The 19,015-nt window shown below is 60.5% G+C and carries 20 protein-coding genes; 13 read left to right on the forward strand and 7 right to left on the reverse strand.

Features of this window, described 5'->3' with window-relative positions:
* Positions 1-248: 248 nt before the first annotated feature.
* The 4 genes from RBR41_RS07745 to RBR41_RS07760 all read right to left on the reverse strand — a co-directional run bounded on the left by RBR41_RS07745 (position 249) and on the right by RBR41_RS07760 (position 3,921).
* Complete coding sequence (locus RBR41_RS07745; protein ID WP_179979870.1) at positions 249-587, reverse strand: Hpt domain-containing protein; 339 nt, start codon at positions 585-587, stop codon at positions 249-251.
* A 386-nt stretch (positions 588-973) separates the two neighbouring features.
* Complete coding sequence (locus RBR41_RS07750) at positions 974-2,221, reverse strand: amidohydrolase family protein (protein ID WP_320352010.1); 1,248 nt, start codon at positions 2,219-2,221, stop codon at positions 974-976.
* A gap of 9 nt (positions 2,222-2,230) precedes the next feature.
* Entirely contained in the window at positions 2,231-3,097 is an 867-nt protein-coding gene (locus RBR41_RS07755; RefSeq protein ID WP_320352011.1) for a YitT family protein, read from the reverse strand.
* 26 nt (positions 3,098-3,123) lie between these two features.
* Positions 3,124-3,921, reverse strand: coding sequence for a sulfite exporter TauE/SafE family protein (locus tag RBR41_RS07760; RefSeq protein ID WP_320352012.1), 798 nt, complete (start codon positions 3,919-3,921; stop codon positions 3,124-3,126).
* A gap of 398 nt (positions 3,922-4,319) precedes the next feature.
* Between RBR41_RS07760 and RBR41_RS07765 the strand changes: the two genes are divergently transcribed.
* From RBR41_RS07765 to RBR41_RS07825, 13 genes are all read left to right on the forward strand, one after another.
* On the forward strand, positions 4,320-5,276 hold the full coding sequence (locus tag RBR41_RS07765) for an aspartate carbamoyltransferase catalytic subunit (protein WP_320352013.1): 957 nt from the start codon (positions 4,320-4,322) through the stop codon (positions 5,274-5,276).
* Positions 5,273-6,535, forward strand: a complete 1,263-nt coding sequence (locus RBR41_RS07770) for a dihydroorotase (protein ID WP_320352014.1) — start codon at positions 5,273-5,275, stop codon at positions 6,533-6,535. Before RBR41_RS07765 ends, RBR41_RS07770 begins: the two co-directional genes overlap by 4 nt.
* A 29-nt stretch (positions 6,536-6,564) precedes the next feature.
* Positions 6,565-8,025, forward strand: coding sequence for an NAD-dependent succinate-semialdehyde dehydrogenase (locus RBR41_RS07775; RefSeq protein ID WP_320352015.1), 1,461 nt, complete (start codon positions 6,565-6,567; stop codon positions 8,023-8,025).
* Between the two features lie 658 nt (positions 8,026-8,683).
* Entirely contained in the window at positions 8,684-9,595 is a 912-nt protein-coding gene (gene amrB, locus RBR41_RS07780; RefSeq protein WP_320352016.1) for an AmmeMemoRadiSam system protein B, read from the forward strand.
* Between the two features lie 412 nt (positions 9,596-10,007).
* On the forward strand, positions 10,008-10,358 hold the full coding sequence (locus RBR41_RS07785) for a NifB/NifX family molybdenum-iron cluster-binding protein (RefSeq protein WP_320352017.1): 351 nt from the start codon (positions 10,008-10,010) through the stop codon (positions 10,356-10,358).
* A gap of 6 nt (positions 10,359-10,364) precedes the next feature.
* The gene (locus RBR41_RS07790; RefSeq protein ID WP_320352018.1) at positions 10,365-11,378 is read left to right on the forward strand and encodes an ATP-binding protein; all 1,014 of its coding nucleotides are present in this window, start codon (positions 10,365-10,367) and stop codon (positions 11,376-11,378) included.
* Positions 11,371-12,282, forward strand: a complete 912-nt coding sequence (locus tag RBR41_RS07795) for an ATP-binding protein (protein WP_320352019.1) — start codon at positions 11,371-11,373, stop codon at positions 12,280-12,282. Before RBR41_RS07790 ends, RBR41_RS07795 begins: the two co-directional genes overlap by 8 nt.
* A gap of 11 nt (positions 12,283-12,293) precedes the next feature.
* Complete coding sequence (locus RBR41_RS07800) at positions 12,294-12,674, forward strand: NifB/NifX family molybdenum-iron cluster-binding protein (protein WP_320352020.1); 381 nt, start codon at positions 12,294-12,296, stop codon at positions 12,672-12,674.
* 8 nt (positions 12,675-12,682) lie between these two features.
* Positions 12,683-13,060 (forward strand): response regulator receiver protein, encoded by a 378-nt coding sequence (locus RBR41_RS07805; RefSeq protein WP_320352021.1) that lies wholly within the window; start codon positions 12,683-12,685, stop codon positions 13,058-13,060.
* A gap of 238 nt (positions 13,061-13,298) precedes the next feature.
* The gene (locus tag RBR41_RS07810; protein ID WP_320352022.1) at positions 13,299-14,009 is read left to right on the forward strand and encodes a DUF134 domain-containing protein; all 711 of its coding nucleotides are present in this window, start codon (positions 13,299-13,301) and stop codon (positions 14,007-14,009) included.
* A 142-nt stretch (positions 14,010-14,151) separates the two neighbouring features.
* Positions 14,152-14,811 (forward strand): TetR/AcrR family transcriptional regulator, encoded by a 660-nt coding sequence (locus RBR41_RS07815; protein WP_320352023.1) that lies wholly within the window; start codon positions 14,152-14,154, stop codon positions 14,809-14,811.
* A 606-nt stretch (positions 14,812-15,417) separates the two neighbouring features.
* Positions 15,418-16,770 (forward strand): MATE family efflux transporter, encoded by a 1,353-nt coding sequence (locus RBR41_RS07820; RefSeq protein ID WP_320352024.1) that lies wholly within the window; start codon positions 15,418-15,420, stop codon positions 16,768-16,770.
* Positions 16,771-16,829: 59 nt separating this feature from the next.
* Positions 16,830-17,357 carry a metal-dependent transcriptional regulator gene (locus tag RBR41_RS07825; protein WP_320352025.1) on the forward strand — a complete coding sequence of 176 codons (528 nt, stop codon included), beginning with the start codon at positions 16,830-16,832 and terminating at the stop codon, positions 17,355-17,357.
* Positions 17,358-17,572: 215 nt separating this feature from the next.
* On the opposite strand, the gene RBR41_RS07830 is transcribed toward RBR41_RS07825, so the two are convergent.
* The 3 genes from RBR41_RS07830 to RBR41_RS07840 are packed head-to-tail and all read right to left on the reverse strand — an operon-like array spanning position 17,573 to position 19,015.
* Positions 17,573-17,782 carry a hypothetical protein gene (locus RBR41_RS07830; RefSeq protein ID WP_320352026.1) on the reverse strand — a complete coding sequence of 70 codons (210 nt, stop codon included), beginning with the start codon at positions 17,780-17,782 and terminating at the stop codon, positions 17,573-17,575.
* A gap of 11 nt (positions 17,783-17,793) precedes the next feature.
* The gene (locus tag RBR41_RS07835; RefSeq protein WP_320352027.1) at positions 17,794-18,660 is read right to left on the reverse strand and encodes a TonB family protein; all 867 of its coding nucleotides are present in this window, start codon (positions 18,658-18,660) and stop codon (positions 17,794-17,796) included.
* The gene (locus RBR41_RS07840) at positions 18,617-19,015 is read right to left on the reverse strand and encodes a biopolymer transporter ExbD (protein WP_320352028.1); all 399 of its coding nucleotides are present in this window, start codon (positions 19,013-19,015) and stop codon (positions 18,617-18,619) included. Before RBR41_RS07840 ends, RBR41_RS07835 begins: the two co-directional genes overlap by 44 nt.

The following is a 19,015-nucleotide window of genomic DNA, read 5'->3' on the forward strand; positions in this document are numbered from 1 at the left end:
GAAGAACTTTGTGGGGGAGGGACCCTTTTGTAAAAGGGTCTCCTCCCCCACACCCCCTCCCCCTAAAACTTTTGTCGGGTTGTGCGGTATTATAAGGATTTTCTGGTCTGAAAAGGGGGGAGAGACAGCCGTACTGACATCACGCCATCGTAGACGGTGTTTGCCCAATGCGCCTGCATAGCAAAAGCCCGCTCCTGCCGAAAACGGCGGAGCGGGCTTTGCTTCGTGTCGGGATGTCTACGCCGGAACTACTGGGTCATGAAGGCGTGCATGGTCACGAGGGTTTCCATAACGGTGGTGCTGAAATGGCTGAGGGCGCGGCTTGTATCCGCCCCGGCCTTGATGGCCATCTCCAGCTCCAGCGCAGCGGAGGCCAACGCCTTGGCCCCAAGGTTGGCGGCAACTCCCTTGGTGTTGTGCACCAGTTGCCGGGCCTCTTCTGCATTGCCGTTTTTCAGGGCCACGCCCACCTTGTCAGGGGTGTCGCGTTCCGTCTCGATGAACTTGCCCAACAGTTTGACATAAAGATCGCGTTTGTCGAGCACACGGGTCATGGCTTCTTTCCAGTCCAGTAATTCCTCGCTCATTTTTTCCTTCTTGGCGCAGGTTGATGACAGGCGGTAGACACCGCCGGGGCCACTGCACAGCAATGACCCCAGTAGTTGTAACCGTACAAATCTGGGATGCGCGAATACTGCCAGCAAGATTTTATGATGACAATAACTTTATTGACCCGAGAAGTGGGAATTCTCAAAACAGCACTGTCCTCCCGCCCCTCAATGGCGGTGAAAACGTCTGTGGGCGCGCAAAAACGGGAATGCAGAAAAGTTGCGACAAAAAACGCGGTAAAACCTGTTTGTTCCCACAGTCATTGGATTTGGAGTCGTTCAGCAAATATAGGGCAGGGTATGTGACGGGGCAAAAATTCGTGATGCTCGCATGGGCAAGGTGTCCGGCCCGGACTCGCGCGGCCTCAGTAGGTGAGGGCGTCAGGCAGGACGCAGAAGTCTGCGGGACTGCCCGGCTCCAGACGGCCCGCGCCGCTCTGGAGCATGTTGAGGGCCTCCGCCCCGTTAATGGTCATGAGGCGCACCAGGGCCTCGGGGGGAACATCAAGATGTTCTCGCAGCCATACGGCCTCCTGCCGCACGTCAAGGTCGCGGTTGCTGGTCAGACCGTCGGTGCCGAGGCAGAGCAGGCAGCCGCTTTCAAGCAGGTCGCGCACCGGCGGTACCCCAAGCCCAAGGTTGCGGTTCGAGCGCGGGCACAGGCACAGGGCCGCTCCGCTGGCGGCCAGCACTTCCACTTCCTGCGCGTCCAGTTGCGTGCCGTGTACGGCCAGGGTTCCCGCATCCAGAAGCCCCAGCTTGAAGGCATAGGCCAGGGGGCGCAGGCCGGGGGCCTGCCAGTCCGCAGGCAGCACCACAGAGTCGTAGCACTGGCGCAGGGGGCCGTCGCCCGTGGTGAGCAGCTGTGTTTCCTCCGGCGATTCGGCCAGATGAAAGCTGAAAATGCGACCCATGCGGACGCAGTCCTGTTTGGCGGCGCGCAGAATGTCCGGCCCGGTGGAGTAGAGCGCGTGCCCTCCGGGGGCGCAGCGGGCAGCCAGAAAAGGATCGTCTTCCAGCGCCTGGCGGCAGCGGGGCGGCCAGGGACGCACGCCGTCGGCAAAGGGCGCGCCAAAGCCGAACCATTCGCAAAAGTGGTTCACGGCAAGCCCGGCTTCACGGCAGGCGGCGTCAGCCAGCAGCATGCCGCCGGGCAGTGAGCCGGTGATATTGCCCGCGTACAGGGTTCCCGTGCCCGCCATATGGGCGCAGGCATTTTCAGCCGCCTCCGGGTCCGGGGCTTCGCGCAGCAGGGGAATGAGGCTTTGCAGCCAGGCCGTGAACCCCTTGCCCCAGCGGGTGCGTTCCGCCAGGTGGGAAAGCTCCAGATGGGTGTGGGCGTTGACGCAGGCGGGGGCCAGACACACTGGGCCGAGATCGCGCACCAGAGCGCCAGCAGGCGCAGCCCCTGCCGACCAGGGGCGTACCTCGTCCACCATGCCGTCACGCACAATGAGCACGGCATTGTCGATTTTTTTCAGGGGGGCGAACAGGCGCGCGCCTCTGGCCGGATCCTCGCCCGCCAGGGTGACGATGCTTCTGGCCCTGATGGCCAGCACCTGATGTGCCCTGCCTTCAGGGTTGGAATCGGGAGCGTATGCGGCGGGCGACATGCGTTGCTCCTACCTGCTCCTGCGTGCGAACTGCCCGCCGGAAACGTAAAAGGTGTTTTCGACAATGAAAAGGGCGTTGCGGTCAATGCTGAAGACCAGATTTTCCAGACGCTTGAGGGCAATGTTGTTGGTGACTGTGAGCAGGATTTCGCGGTCAGAGCCGGAGTAGGCCCCCTTGCCCCGCAACATGGTTGCGCCAAAGCGTTCCGTCACCAGTATGGCCTCGCTGATCTCTTCGCCGTGATCGGAAATGATGAAGACCAGTTTGCGCCGGTTGAACATGCCCAGCACGTATTCAAGCGCGTTGGACGAAATAAACATCATGATCATGGATGCAATAATAAGATCAAAGGGCAGGCGGTAGGCCCCCAGCAGAAAAAGCAGGCCGTTGAAAATGACGTTGAACTGTCCGATGGAAAAATTCCAGCGGTCCTTGAGCACAACGGCGATAACGTCCGTGCCGCCGCCGCTGCCAAGAGTCCGCAGCATCAGCCCCCCGGCGGTGCCGTGCAGCACGCCGCCCACCACCGCTGCATACAGTTCGCTTTGCAGAGGGATGGTGAAATTGATGAAAAAGCCAAAGATCGTCGTACACAGGGTGCCGTAGGCCGTGTAGAGGAGAAAGCGTTTTCCGACAAAAAACCAGCCGAAAAGATAAATGGGCACGCAAAACATGGCGTACCACAAAAGGGGCGTGAGCGTTCCTGTCCAGTAATTGGTGAGCAGGGCCACGCCCATGATGCCCCCGGCGAGAAAATCGTGGGGGGCTGCAACGCTCTGGATGCAGGTGGCGGTAAGCAGCCCGCCCAAGGTCAGCAGGACGAGGTTCCACCAGACTGATTCAGCCAGTTTGTGGTTGTAGGAATAGAGTTTCATGTTCCTATCTTGTCAGCAATTAAGGTTTACAGCAATCCCCAGGCCATTTTGGCGGCCACGATAACCAGAAAGCAGGCAAAGCCGCGTTTGAGCTTGTCGGCAGGCAGGGCGTGCGACAGCTTGACGCCGAGGGGCGCGGTGAGAAAACTGGCTGAGGCTATGCCCAGCAAGGCCCACAGGTTTACAAAGCCCAGAGTCATAGAGGGAAGATCCGGCCGACCCCATCCGCCCACAATGAAGCCCAGCGTTCCCGCTACCGCGATGGGAAAGCCAATGGCGGCCGAGGTTCCCACGGCGTGGTGCAGCGGTACGTTGCAGGAAGACATGAAGGGTACCGAAAGCGTGCCGCCGCCAATACCCACAAAGCTTGAAATAAGGCCGATGCCCATGCCCACGCCAGACGTGCCGACAAAGCCGGGCATGTTGCGGGTAGCCGGAGGCCGGTAGCCGGAGAGCATCTGAAGAGATACCACCAGCAGAAAGCAGATAAAGATGATCTTGAGGGCAAGCGTGGGCATGTGCGTGGCGATAAGGCCGCCCACAAAAGTGCCAAGGAGGATGCCCGGCGTAATGTTGCGGAAGATGTCCCAGTGTACGGCCCCGCGCTTGTTGTGGGCACGGGCGCTGGAAATGGAGGTGATCATGATGCTGGCAAGGGACGTGCCCAGCGCCATTTGCTGCACGTATTCGGCAGGCACGCCCACCGTGGGAAATATGGCCACCATCATGGGTACCAGCACAATGCCCCCGCCCACGCCCAGCAGTCCGGCCAGCACCCCGGCCACAGCGCCACATGCAAGATAGATCACAAGAGTCAAAAGCATTGGACACATCCTCCACAAAAAAGCCTGATGGAAACAATGGCAAAAAGCGCCCGGCATCGGCCTGAACGTCGTTCGGGCTGGCAGTCGCATGATGTTGCCGCCCGGCGGCCACATGGACTGCGCCGTCCTGAAGGCGGCATTGCCTTCCTCTAACTAGACAATGGCCCTGCAGGCGTCAACAGACTTTTTACTTTACAAAGGTCTTTTGCGAGTCTACAAATCAGGCATGATGTTTGCCGCTCTTGTACTCCGCATATTCGGGAGGGCGCCTTTACCGGTGCCCGGTGTGCGCGATTTTTCAGAATTTACGTCGCTCCGTGCCAGGGCCGCAGCCACTCCCGCCGTTCCCCGTTGAAAAATCAGCGGGGTTTTTTTTTACCCTTTTACACAGTACTGCCATGAATACCGACAACCGCTACCACTGGTCACACAAGGATCTGCTGGATGTAACCCAGTTGAGCAGGGCCGACACCCTGCATCTGCTGGATCTGGCCGCCAGCTTTCAAGAAATAAACACCCGACCCGTCAAGAAGGTGCCCACGCTCAAAGGCAAGACTGTGGTGCTTTTTTTTGTGGAAGACAGCACCCGTACCAAAACGTCCTTTGATGTGGCGGGCAAGCGCCTGTCGGCGGACACGTTTTCTCTGGGCAAGAGCGGCTCAAGCCTCAACAAGGGCGAAAGCCTCAAGGACACGGCCCTGACGCTCCAGGCCATGTCGCCCGACGTCATTGTCATCCGCCACTCCAGCAGCGGCGCGGCCCGCTATATCGCGGAACTGCTGCCCTGCGGCGTGGTCAACGGCGGCGACGGCTGGCATGCCCACCCGACGCAGGCCCTGCTGGACTGCTTCAGCCTGCGCCAGGCATGGGACAACACCTTTGAAGGACGCACCCTGCTCATCCTTGGCGATATCGCCCACAGTCGGGTGGCGCGGTCCAATATCCACCTGCTGACCAGCCTTGGCGTACGCGTGCGGGTCTGCGCTCCGCGCACCCTGCTGCCTGCCGGTGTGGACCACTGGCCTGTGGAAGTGTATACAAATCTTGATGAGGCCGTGCGCGATGTGGACGCCACCATGTGTCTGCGCCTGCAACTGGAACGCCAGCAGGCCGGGCTTCTGCCCGATCTGGCCGAATACTCGCGGCGCTTCTGCCTGGGCCTCAGACATATGGAAATGGCCCGGCCAGGGGCCAAGGTGCTGCATCCCGGCCCTATGAACCGGGGACTGGAAATTTCTGATGATATGGCCGACGCCCCCGTCAGTCTGGTGCTGAACCAGGTGGCTGCGGGCGTGGCGACGCGTATGGCCGTGCTCTATCTTCTGGCCACGCGCAACGATGGAGGACGCGCATGAGGCTTTGCATTAAAAACGCCCGTCACCTGGAGGCTCCCGTAGACCTTCTGGTGGACGGCGACACAATCATGACCATGACCCCGGCGGGCCATCATGCGGCCCCCGAGGGTTGCGAAATTTTTGACGCTTGCGGCCTTGTGCTCATGCCAAGCCTTATTGACGCGCATGTTCACCTGCGCGAGCCCGGCTATGAATATAAGGAAGACGTGGCTTCAGGGCTTGAAGCAGCGATGCGGGGCGGCTTTGGCGCGGTCATGTGCATGGCCAACACCAAACCGGTCAATGATACGGCCAGCGTTACCCGCCACATGCTGGACAGGGCAAGGCAAAGCCACCCCTACGGCCCCCGGCTTTTCCCCATTGCGGCGGCCACCATCGGCCTGAAGGGAGAAATGATGGCTCCCCTGGCCGAACTCAAGGAGGCGGGCTGCGTGGCTGTGTCCAATGACGGCCGCCCCCTGGAAAACGCCGAGCTTGTGCGCCGCATTATGGAATATGCCGCAGATCTCGGCCTGATCCTTATCGACCATTGCGAAGACCCGCACCTTGCGCGCGGATGGCTCATGCATGAAGGGAATGTGAGCGGTCTTCTGGGGCTCAAGGGGCAGCCGTCCTCCGGGGAGGCCGTGCAGGCCGCCCGCGACATTATGCTTGCAGAATATCTTGATATTCCTGTACATATCGCCCATGTTTCTGCGGCCTTGACCGTAGACCTCATACGCTGGGCCAAGCAGCGCGGCGTGAAGGTCAGCGCAGAAACCTGCCCGCACTATCTGTTGCTGGACGAAACAGCCCTCGAGAACTATAGTGTTCAGGCCAAGGTCAGCCCTCCGCTGCGCACTGCGCATGACCGCGAAGTGCTGCGTGAAGCCGTGAAAACGGGTATTGTGGACATCCTTGTAACCGACCATGCGCCGCATGCGGCCCATGAAAAAGACGGCACTCTGGACGCGGCCCCCTGCGGCTTCACAGGGCTTGATCTGGCTCTTGCCCTTACCTGGAAGCTGGTGGATGAGGGCATTTTGGCCGAATCTGACGTGCACCGCCTGTGGTGCCGCCGCCCGGCTGAAATTTTTGGCCTGCCCTGCAACGGCTTCGCCCCCGGCGACCCGGCGGATTTCTTTTTGTTTGACCCTGATGAAGCATGGACGGCCTCACGGCAAACCATGTATTCAAAAAGCCTGAATTCGCCCTTTTTGGGGCAGACTTTGCGCGGGCGCGTCAAGCACCACTGGATGGGAGGCAGACAACTGTTCTGACCCCCTGTCCGCGCACTACAGGGGTTCCTATGCATCAGATATTGCAGGATAAAAGTCTGTTTCGTCCTCACTGCCTCATTAACGGGCAGTGGCGTGACGCGGCAGACAAGAGCGTTCTGGATGTCGTCAATCCGGCCAACGGCAAGCTGCTTGGCACTGTGCCCAACTGCGGCGCAGACGAGGCCCGGCTTGCCGTTGAAGCCGCGCACAGCGCCTTTGCCCTCTGGAAAGACAAAACCCCGCAGGAGCGCGGAGCCTACCTTCATGCGTGGGAGCAGGCCATACGCGCCAACCTTGAAGATCTGGCCCGTCTGCTCACCCTTGAAGAAGGCAAGCCTCTGGCTGAAGCCAGGGCGGAAATCCTTCAGGGCGCTTCCTACTTTCCCTGGTATGCCGAAGAGGCCCGCCGCGTGAGCGGCGAGGTGGTGCCCGCGTTCCGGCAGGGCGTGCAGGCGCTTACCCGGCATGCCCCCCTGGGCGTTGCCGTGGCCATTACCCCGTGGAACTTCCCCATGTCCATGATTCCCCGCAAGGTGGCTCCGGCCCTGGCGGCAGGATGCACGGCCATTGTCAAACCCGCCAGCGCCACGCCGTACAGCGCCCTGGCCATGGGCGAACTGGCCATGCGGGTGGGCATTCCCGCCGGGGTTTTCAACGTGATCACGGGCAGCGCCAGAGCCATCGGCTCCGTGGTTACAGAAAGTCCTCTGGTACGCAAACTCAGCTTTACCGGGTCCACGCCCGTGGGCAGAACCCTCGCCGCCCAATGCGCCCCCACCTTGAAGAAGGTGTCGTTGGAACTGGGCGGCAACGCGCCATTCCTTGTTTTTGACGACGCGGATCTGGATTTGGCGGCGCGTGTGGGCATGGGCAGCAAGTTCCGCAATGCGGGGCAAACCTGCATCTGCGCCAACCGTTTTCTGGTGCACAGCGACGTGGCCGATGCCTTTGTGCGCCGCCTGCTGCAAGGTATCCGGGATCTCCAGGTCGGTGACGGGCTCAAGCCGGACACCACCATGGGCCCGCTTATCAACGCCGAAGCCGTGGCCCACGTGGACGCCCTTGTGCGCGACGCCCTTGAAAAGGGAGCCCGCCGTATAGCAGGATGCCAGCCCCATAGTCTGGGCGGCAACTTTTACGAACCCTCGCTGCTGACGGGCATAACGCCCGAAATGCGCATTTTTCGTGAAGAAATATTCGGGCCTGTGGCTGCCGTCATGTCCTTTGAGGACGAGGAAGAGGCCGTGGCCCTGGCCAATGATACGGAATACGGACTCGCGTCCTATGTCTGCACGCGCGACATGGCCCGTACCTGGCGACTGTGGGCGAGCCTGCAGTATGGTATGGTGGGCGTCAACGACGCAGGGCTGGCCTCGGCGGAAACGCCTTTTGGCGGCGTCAAGGGCAGCGGCGTGGGGCGTGAAGGCGGCCGTGAAGGGCTGCTTGAATATATGGAAACCCACTACGCGCTATTGGGTGGTCTCGACTAGAGCATTTAACCTTTGAAAAAGTTAAATGCTCTAACGCTGCGCGAGAGTGCAGCGCGCCACAACGTGGCGTGGATTCTGCCGCAAATCGCATTTTCGGCAGAATGACCCCTTTGAAATGTGTAACATTTCAAAGGTAATCTGGTCTAGAGCAGATTAACTTTGAGAATGTACATTCTCAAAGTTTAAAGCACGCTCACTTCGGCGTTTAACCGCGCAGATAAACTGCGCTTACGCTTTTGTAGCGGACGTCTGCTCACGCAGCCGTCAGAGCAATTTAAAAGTTAACTTGCTCTAACCAATAACAAAAGGACGAAACAGGCGGGAACCCTGCATGATGCGTTTTGTATGTGTCCTGAATATCCGAAGGATTTGACGGATACGCATTCTGCAATGAAGGCGGGATGCCGCGAGAAAACCGCCGGGAAAGGTAGGCGGCTCTCAAAAGCGGTCAGGCCCGTTGCGCGGGGTTCGCAGTGTTATTTCAGAGCATTTTAACTTTGAAAAAGTGTAAATGCTCCAAGGCTGTACGAAAGTGCAGCGCGCCACAACGTGGCGTGGATTCAGCCGAAAATTGCACGTTTCGGCTGAATGAAAACTTTGAAATGTGTTGCATTTCAAAGTTAATCTGCTCGAGACATGCCATATTCCGGGGGCGGCCATGAGTATACGACATCCCATTGCGGCGGGGCGTTTTTATCCTGCCGAGGCTGATCAGTTAAAAAAAGAAGTTCAGGCATGGCTTATGGCGTCGGCTGTTCCTGCTGGTTTCTTGTCGGACGAGCACTCGAACGATGCCGGTTCACACCTGCTGGGCCTTGTGCTGCCTCACGCCGGCTATGTTTACTGCGGCCGTATCATAGGCGCTACCCTGGCAGCCCCATGGGGCGACTCCACAACGGGAGCAAGCCTGCCGCAGCGGCTGTTTGTCCTGTCTCCCAACCATACGGGCCAGGGGAAGCCTCTGGGCGTATGGGCCGAAGGCCAGTGGCTGACGCCGCTGGGCCCCATACCGGTTGACGAAGAGCTGACCCAGGCCCTTATTCAGGCTCCGGGCGGCTTTTTGCCGGACGAGCTTAGCCACCTTGTGGAACATTCCACTGAAGTTATACTGCCTTTTCTGCAAAGTCTGCCCGGCAGCCATACCGGAGAGGACGGATCGCCCGTGCCGCGCACCATTGCGCCCGTATGCGTGGGAACCCGCAGGCCCGATGCGCTGCGCGCCGCCGGGCTGGCCCTGGCGCAGGTGATACAGGACTTCAGCTTCAGAGGGCAGGATGTGGGCATCATCGTCAGCTCGGACTTGAACCACTACCAGGATCAGGAGCAGACACTGCACAAGGATGCGCTGGCTCTGACGCAGGTCTTGTCCTGCGATCCCGATGGTCTGCTTGCCGTTGTGGAGCGCGAGGGCATTACCATGTGCGGGGTCGGCCCGATGGCTTTGGCTCTGTTTGCCGCGCGCGCCCTGGGCAACCCCTGGGCCGAGCTTTGCCTCTACGACACTTCGGCTGCCGCATCCGGCGATACCAGCCGGGTTGTGGGGTACGCCGGATTACGCTTTGGCCTCTAGGGAAACGCTGATTTATTCCGTTTGGCGGCGTTGCTTCACTTTTTTTGAAACAGTCGAGGACGGAAGAGTCCACTCCTGTTTCAAAAAAAGATCGCGCCTTGCCAAACGAAATAACTGCGCGTTTCCAGGAGGCTCTGTAACCAGTGCTTCCCTGGATGCTGGTGAACTTTGAAATGCTTTGTGGGGGAGGGACCCTTTTGCAAAAGGGTCTCCTCCCCCACGCCCCCACCCCCTAAAACTTTTATTAGTACTTTATCAGAGCCGGTTTCGCGTACACGCGAAACCGGCTCTTTTTTTGCGCAAAAACTTGTGCCTTTGTCTTGACATTGGGCGGCTGAAGATTATGCTCATTTGAGCAAAACTGATGAGCAAAATAAAAGGTGCGGCCTCGGCTGCGCAAAGGAGTGAAGTTATGAAAATCGCCGTCTCAAGCGAAGGGCCGGGTCTGGATTCCCAGGTTGATCCGCGTTTCGGCCGTGCCGCAGGGTTCGTGGTGGTGGATACGGAAAGTATGGCCACGGAATATGTCGATAACGGGGCCTCGCAGGTCATGGCGCAAGGCGCGGGCATACAGACGGCCGAGCGCCTGTCGTCCCTGGGCGTTGGCGCCGTGCTCAGCGGTTATGTTGGCCCCAAGGCTTTCACTGCTTTGCAGGCGGCGGGCATGCAGGTGTATCAGGAACTGGATGGCCGCAGCGTGGGCGAAGCCGTGCGCTGCTATACCGAAGGTTCCGTCAGTCCGGCTGCGGCGCCCAACAAGTAGGTTGCCATGCGAATCGCATTTGCCAGCGGCAAGGGAGGCGCGGGAAAGACCACGGTGGCGGCTTCACTGGCCGTGGTCTGGCCACGGCCCTGCCTGATAGTTGACGCCGACGTGGAGGCTCCCAACCTGCATCTTTTTTTACAGCCTGATCTGGATGCGGCCCAGGCCGTGTACCTGACCGTGCCCGAACTTGATGCTGAAAAATGCACGGCCTGTGGGGCATGCGCTGACATGTGCGCCTACAAGGCCATTGCCATGCTGGGGGGAAAGCCCACCATTTTCGCGGACATGTGCCATGGCTGCGGCGGCTGTTTCGAGGTTTGCGCGCCCGCTGCCCTGAACAGGGGCCAGCGCGAACTGGGCAGCCTGCAGTGGGGGCGGTGGAACCTGAACCCCGACCGTGAGCAGGCCCTGCTTATGGGAAAAAGCCGTGTGGGAGAGGCCATGTCGCCCCCCCTGCTGCGCGCCCTGGAACGGGCTTTTGCCTCCCCAGCCTGCAAGGATGCGGTTGACGGCCCGGATATCCTCATTGATTCGCCCCCCGGCGTGAGCTGTCCGGCCATGACCACGGCCCGCATGGCGGACGCACTTGTGCTGGTGGCGGAGTCCACGCCCTTCGGCATGTATGATTTCAAGCTGGCCCATGCGGCCTTCAAAAAGCTTGGCCTGTCCCTGACCGTAGTTATGAACCGGGCAGGCATGCCCGGCAATCAGGCTGGCGATGCGGCCCTTGAGCGGTATTGCGCTGCGGAAGGCCTGCCCCTGCTTGCCCGGTTGCCCTTTGATATGCAGGCCGCCGAAGGTTACGCGCGCGGGAATCTGCCGCCGCTGGGGCCTGGCGACAACGGCAGGGCGTGGCGCGGGCGTTTTGAAAGCCTGCAGCAGGCGCTGTGCCGGTGGATTGGCGGTCAGCCCTGGCCAGATCTGGCAGACACCGCGCAACAGCCGGAAACAGCGGCGCAGACCCGCGCGGAGCGGCTTTGTGACGGGCAGGGCGCAGCGGAGGCACGGCATGCGTGAGATAGTTGTTATCAGCGGCAAAGGCGGCACGGGCAAGACGACGCTGTGCGCCTCCCTGGCTGCCCTGGCCCACCGCGAGGGTCTGAATCCCGTCCTCTGTGATCTGGATGTTGACGTGCCCGACCTGCACATCATCTTTGATCCCCGCATCGAGCAGGAGCAGCCTTTTATTTCGGGCCACACGGCGGTCATTGACGAGGCCACCTGTACGCAGTGCGGGCGCTGCATGGAGCTTTGCCAGTTCGGAGCCGTGCATTTGAAGGACGGCGTGTTCGGCATAGACGCGCTGGACTGCGAGGGCTGCGGCGTGTGCCACAAGCTGTGCCCTGCGGCGGCCATTGAATTTCCTGAGCGGCATTGTGGAGCCTGGTATCTGAGCCGCACGCGCTTCGGCACTTTTGTGCACGCGCAGCTTGAACCCGGTCAGGAAAATTCTGGCCGTCTGGTGGGCCTGCTCAAGCAGAAGGCGCGCGAGATCGCCGCAGCCGAAGAGGGCGGCCTCATCCTTTGCGACGGCTCGCCGGGCATAGGGTGCCCTGTGATCAGCTCGCTCTCCGGGGCCACCCTGGCCGTGGCGGTGGTGGAACCCTCGCCATCGGGGCGGCACGATTTCGAGCGTGTGGCGGATCTGTGCGGGCATTTTCGCATCCCTGTGGCGGTGATCATCAACAAGGCAGACCTCAACGACGACGAAGCCCGCGCCATAGAGGAACAGGCCGTCCGACGCGGGCACGCGCTGGCGGGGAGGCTGCCCTTCAGCCCCCTTGTGACAGAGGCCATGGTCAGGGGCGAGGCCCTGACCGAAAGGGATTCTCCTCTGGCAAGCGAGCTGGAGCAGATATGGCGGCGCATCCGCGCCATGGCTGACAAGCCCGCCCGGCGGGCCAACATCAACACGTTATAGGACACAATATCATGAGCAAGACAATTCTGGCCATTCCTTCCGAACTTCCTGGCGGCATGGACGCGGGCATGGGTATGCATTTTGGCCATTGTGACATCTACACCATAGTGGAAATAGAAAACGGCGCTATCAAGGCCCAGAGCACGCTGCCGTCCATACCGCATCAGCAGGGCGGCTGCATGGCCCCCGTGCAGTACCTGGCCGAGCATGGCGTAACGGCCATGCTGGCGGGCGGCATGGGCATGCGTCCTCTCATGGGCTTTAACCAGATGCATATCGACGTCTTTTTCGCTGGCAACTATCCCACAGTGGGGCAGGCGGTCGAGGCTTTTTGCGCGGGCAAGCTCAACCGCTTCTCCACGGATCAGACCTGCGGCGGCGGCGCGCACTAGGGGCGGCCATGAAGAACAGGCGTATCCTGCTGCAAACATCCCGGCCCGAAGCCTGGGAGGATTTTGTGGAGCAGCTGCAACATGACGGCTGCACTGTATGTATGACGGCAACTATTGACCAGTGCAAGGAGGCAGCGCGGCGCGATATCCCTGTTCTGGCGCTTCTTGACCCGCCTTCCGGCGATCACGCGCGGGCCTGGGTGCTGGAGCTTATGATGATTGATGCCGGAATGCACACCGCCGTTGTGACTGAAATGGACGAAGAAGTCTTTCATGACGTCATGGAAGGTCTGGGAATACTGACGCCGCTTCCGCCTGAGCCGATGGCGTCCGATGCCCGCAAGATGCTCGGGCTTTTGGAGCAGGTGGAGAGCCTTGGCGGATAACGGAGTTTTGCCAGACGCCCCTGTCTGATGCATTCACGTATCCGATGCATATGCGGAACCGGTTTTCCTTCGCCGGTTCCGCATATATTCTTTTATCCTTCACGTCGGCAGGTGTTGTTGGCATGTAATATCAGGTAGTTGGCACGTGCATGCAGTGCAGCCAATGCCAGATGCCAATGCCCTTGACGTGCGTCATTCAGTGCCGTAGGTTATAATAAAATCGTATCAGCGTGAGATTATGCCAAGACCCAGCCATTGCAGGCGCGTGAGCGCTCTCCCCAAAGCCAGCTATTTCAAGCCCAAGGGCGTTCCACTATCAGATATTGACGAAAGAGTTCTGACGCTGGATGGCCTTGAGGCTTTGCGCCTGGCCGATTATGAAGGCCGGAACATGGATGAGGCCGCTGCCCGCATGGGGGTGTCACGACACACCTTCGGCAGGCTGCTGCGCCGGGCGCGTCATTGTGTGGCCGAAGCCCTTGTGGACGGATTGGCCCTGCGTATCGAGGGCGGCGTGTGCACCATGGATGCCCAGGAAGGCGAAGTGCCGCCTTCTGGCTCCGAAGGCGTGTTGGTGGCCGTACCCTCTCAGGAACCCGGAGGCATTGACGCCGCGCCACATGTCCATTTTGGCCGATGTTCCATCTACACGCTGGCCTGGATCAAGGAAGGCCAGGTGAAAAACGTCACTGTTCGGGCCAATGCCGCGCACCTGCCCGGCGACTGTGGCAGCCCTGTGCAGAGCCTGGCCAACATGGGCGTAACGGTGCTGCTGGCCGGGGGCATGGGCGTGCGCCCCTTGCGGGCCCTGCAGGCCGCAGGCATAGCCGTCTATCATAACGCGGGATTACCCAGCGTGGGGGCCTGCCTTGAAGCTTTTGCCCAAAACAGGCTGGCGGCTTTTGGTACCGAACATCTCTGCCGTGGCGGCTGCGCACCGGAAAAATAATTTTTTTCAGATCCGGATGTCTTGCAGAAGCGCGCCCGCGGTTTGTTGGGGGCGCTTTTACGTATATGTACCGGAGGCAAAACAGGCACGGCTGTGACCATATGTGTCCCTTGCGGCCGTCTTGGCAACATACGGGAATGCCATGAGCAATGCAGTCAAAAATGACGGCGGTTCCCCTGCCTCTGCCCGTGTTGCGGATGAGACGCATCCAGCGACAGGGCAGGGCCAGCGGGGCCGCAACGCGGAGCAGACGCGGCAGCGCATCTTGCTGGCCGCACGCAGTCTTTTTGCCAAAGGCCATTATGAAAGCGTGGGCACACGAGAAATTGCGGCCAAGGCAGGGGTGAACGTCACGCTTATTAACAGGTATTTCGGTTCCAAAAAAAAACTGTTCGCGGCAGTGGTGGACTCGCTGGACGAACTCGCCAAAATGTCGGGAACAAGCGCGCGGGGCGCTCTGGACAAGGCACTGGACAGCATAGTGCTTGGAGGAAAGCACGGCAGCAGCACCTGGGTGGACGAGTTCCATATCATTCTTTTTTCGGCGCTGAATCCCGAAGTTACGGATATTATTTCTGCATTTTTCGACAGAAAACGTAAGGAACTGCAAGAAAGGCTGCGTGGAGCGGATGTGACTGCCCGGGCCGACATTGCCTACGTGCTGCTCGCGGGTTCGGCCCTGCTTGTAAGTCTGTCGCGCGACGCAAAACACGGTAAAAAAGAGCGGGAAATTTTTCGGAAAAGCCTGGGGCATGTGCTGGATCAACTGCTTGGGCCAGACTGGAAGGCGACCTCGCGCTAACGTCCCTTCCCCCATGAGGCAGTGCAAAGCCTTGTGGGGGAGGGACCCTTTTGCAAAAGGGTCTCCTCCCCCACGCCCCCACCCCCTAAAACCTTTATTAGCTCGGTCAGTGTGGGCACGGCGGGCAGGTAGGGGAATGGGGGCTGACTGGTATGGGAGTGGGCAGCCCGGCGTGGAGAGAGGTTGTTCGGTGCGGGCACGGCGGGCAGGTATGGGAATGGGGGCTGACCAGTATTTACATGGGCGGGTTGGTATGGGGAGAGGTTGTCCGGTGTGGGAATGGACGGGGAGGCATGGGCACGGCGTTGTCCGGTGCGGGCACGGCGGGCAGGTATGGGAATGGGCTGACCAGTATTTACATGGGCGGGTTGGTATGGGGAGGGCTGGTCAGTGTGGGAATGGGGCTGACTGGTATGGGAGTGGGCAGCCCGGCGTGGGGAGAGGTTGTCCGGTGCGGGCACGGGCGGGCTGGCAGGGGCGCAGGGCTGGCCCAGGCGGCTGCCGCCAAAGGAGCCCCAGCATTTTAGCCGCAAAATTACCACACTAAATTAATTATTTTAGACTAACTTTATTTGACATTGACAATTCAGTGCGGCACTATGCCGCATGCCCGAAACCAAGGCCGTTTCCGTCCGCGAAGTAGCGCTTCTCACCATCCCGCAGATGGGTCTGATGTTCTGCTACATGGCCATGTCCATGATCGACCTGTGGGTGGCGGGCCAGCTCAACGAGGGCGTTTTGGCCGCCCTGGGCTTTACCTCGCAGATTCTCACCTTTCTGATGCTGCTGACGGCTGTGGTGGGCAGCGGCTGCATGGCCATGGTCAGCCAGTCCCTTGGCGCGGGCAAACCCCTGCGCGCCCGTCGGTATTCCGGCCTGATCGTCGGTCTTTCCTTTACAGCTGGCTCCGTCATTGCGCTGCTGGGGCTTGCCGTGCTTCTGGCACTGCCCATGACGGATATGGTGCCGCAGGCCATAGCGCCCATGGTGCGCACCTTTGCCTTTGCCTACGCGGCGCAACTGCCCTTTTATTACAGCCTTGTCATGCTGAATTCCGTCTTTCGCGCGCACAAGATGGTCTGGCTGCCCACGGCCACCCTGTGCCTTGTGACGGCCATCAAGTTTGTCAGCAGCGTGGGGCTGGGGCTTGGCTGGTGGGGCTTCCCGCAGCTTGGTTACGCCGCCGTGGCCTGGACGACGTTCATATCGTCACTGGCGGGCTTTGCCTGCAATATCATCCTGGCCATGCGCGTGGGCATCCTGCGGGCGTCGTCATTTGCGGCCTGGCGCTGGAACAGGCTGGCCATGCCCCGGCTGTGGCGCGTGGGCGCTCCGGCGGCTCTTGGTAATCTGGCCGGGCATGCGGGCAGCATCGCCATCCTTGGCTGCGTTTCCAGCCTGCCCCTGCACGCTGTGGACTCCATTGCCGCCATGACCCTTGGCATGCGCGTTCTGGGCTTTCTGCTGTTCCCCCTGGCAGGGCTTGGCATGACCCTGACCATCCTTGGCGGACATCTGCTGGGCGCGGGCATGGGGCGTGAGGGATACGCCCTTGGCATGCGCTATGGCCAGTGGGTGGCTTTGGCCCTGGCTGCGGCTGGTCTGGGGCTGTGCTTCTTCTGTCAACCCGTTGTCATGCTTTTTACCCAGGACCCTGGCACGGTTGAGCTAGCCAAAATATTTTTGTGGATATCCTGCCTGGTGTTGCCCCTGCAGGGCCTGAGCCAGATGCTGAGCGCTGTGCTGGCAGGCGCGGGCGCCACACGCTTTACCTGCCGTGTAAGCTGCTACACTACCTGGGCCGTGTCCGTGCCGCTGGCGTACGGTCTTGCCCACTGGCTGGAATTTGGAGCCATTGGGGCGTATGTTGGCATGGCGTGCGGCGGCCTGGTTTCTTCCCTCTGGACGCTGCAAATCTATATGCAGAAAAAATGGTTTGGTGGCATACGTGTTCTCTGATATTTATGGCGCACGCCATCCGACCACATATGGAGCTGAAAATGCAAGGAGCTGGTTCAATGGTTCAGGATGAAAAAGACCTTTCTCCTGCCCTGGAAAACTATCTGGCCATCATCTTCAAACAGGAATTCGCCACAGGCGCGTGTCGACCCAGTGATATCGCCGAGGCAGCCAAGGTCGCCCGTCCTTCGGTGACAAACGCCCTGCGATCCTTGGCCAAACGTGGCTATATCAGCTATGAGCCCTACAGCCTGGTAAATCTGACAAAAAAGGGCCTGCAGGCGGGGCAACGCCTGGCCCATCGCAATATGGTTTTGCGGGAATTTTTTTCCACGGTGCTGCAACTGCCGGAAGAAACGGCGGCGGACATGGCCTGTAAGCTCGAGCATGACATGCCCGACGATGTCATGATGCGCTGGCGGCTTTTTGTGCTGTACATGCGCCACACCATGCCGCAGTGGGAGGGCTGGCAGGAAAAAAGCATTGTCCTGCGTGATGCGCACACGGCCAAAAAACACCGGGTGCCCAAGGGCGATGAAACGCCCCCGGCCATTGTAAACCGCCGTGATTTTGTGGATGAAGGCTGAGGCGCGGCCTCATGCTGCCAGCCGCCTTGCGCGGCCCCCTGCTGCCAGGCCGCCTTGCGCGGCCTCATGCTGCCAGCCGCCTTGCGCGGCCTTGTGCGGCACCCTGCGGAAAACCCGCCGTTGCGCCACATGCCCGCAAGCTGCCTTGTGAATGGGATTGCCCCGCGAGCAAATGGCGCTGCGGGCTAACGGCCTTGCGAACAAAAACAGTTTCGTCAGGCCGTGGATGGAGATTGTCCCGCTGACAAGCTGCCTTGCAGTTCTGATGCCTGATTTGCCAACCTGGTAAATACCATGCGCCCATCCATGCGGCTGTCCATGCGGCCGCCCATGTGGCTGTCCAGGCGGGCGTGCCTGTGGCGGATGAGTCCGGCTGCCGCCTGCGGCACCCGGAGTGGCGCGGGCGGCGTGAGCACGCCTGCCATATGAAACCGCCCTATTTCAGCTTGTATTCCACCGGCACGCGCACGCTGAACGACGCGCCCTGAACGCCGGTGTTCAACCCCATCAGCTTTTCCCCCAGTTCCTTGGTGGCCGTGTCCAATGCCGCCTGACCGCAGTGCTTGTCCAGCGTGCTGGCCGTGATGCGTCCCTGGTCGTTCACGCTGACCAGCAGGATGACCAGCCCCTCCGCGCCGCTGCGGCGCGCGTGCTTGGGGTAGTTTTTGTGCTTTTCCACAGCGCTGAGTATCCTGCTCAAGGCCATATTCCTGGTGGAGGCGGGCACGCCGCCCGCAACGCCCCCATCCATGCCTCCGGCTCTGCCGCCGGGTACGCCCCCCGGTACGCCGCCTGCAATGCCGCCATCCGGGCTGCCCTGTGGGTGCCCCTCCTGATTGCGCGGGCCGGGAACCGCGTCTTTAAGTCCGGGCGGTTGCACCTTTTGCGGTGTGGCCTTGTCCGTCGCGGGTTTGGGCTTGGGGGCCGGAGGCTGAACCTTGGGTTTTTGCTCCGCGACCCTGAGTGTTTCTTCCGGCTTGGGCGTTTCCTTGGGCTGTTCCGGTTCGTCCTGCGGCGGCAGGGCGACGCTGAAGGGGGAGTCGTCGGCCATGAGGCGTCGATCGATCGGCTTTTGTTCCGGCTCTGCCACTGGCGGCACATACTCTATCCGCATGGCCAGGGGCACAGGCCCCGCCGCTGCGGCGGGAAGCAGCAGATACTGGGGCTGCTTTGAAAAAGACATGAGCAGCACCGCCAGCACAACGATGCCGGATGTTATGCACAGGGCATAATTGCGGCTGCGCGTCTGTGCAGCCGCGTCATAATGGCTTGGACGCCAATGTCGCTTGAGTGCTGATGACAAAGCGACCTCCTCTCTTGGTCTTGGCCATATCCACCACTCCCACAAAGGCGTTGAACGGCGCCTTTTCATCCACATGCAGGTTCAGCAGGGCTTCGGGCATTGTTTCCAGCAGGGCGGGCAGGGCCTCCTTGCTGACCTGCTGGCCCGCGTGGTGAATGGTGCCGTCCTGCTTGATGGAAATGACCAGCTCCGGGGTCCGGCTTGAGCCCGGATCCGGATTTTCGGCCTTGGGCAGCACAATCTCCAGTATGGGCTTGCTGAACGAGGCCGTGAGAATAAAGAAAAAAAGCAGTACGATGATAACGTCCACAAGCGGCGTAAGATCAATGCTGACTTCTTCGTCCAGATCGAACAT

The organism is Desulfovibrio sp. (assembly GCF_034006445.1).
Taxonomy (GTDB): Bacteria; Desulfobacterota; Desulfovibrionia; order Desulfovibrionales; family Desulfovibrionaceae; genus Desulfovibrio.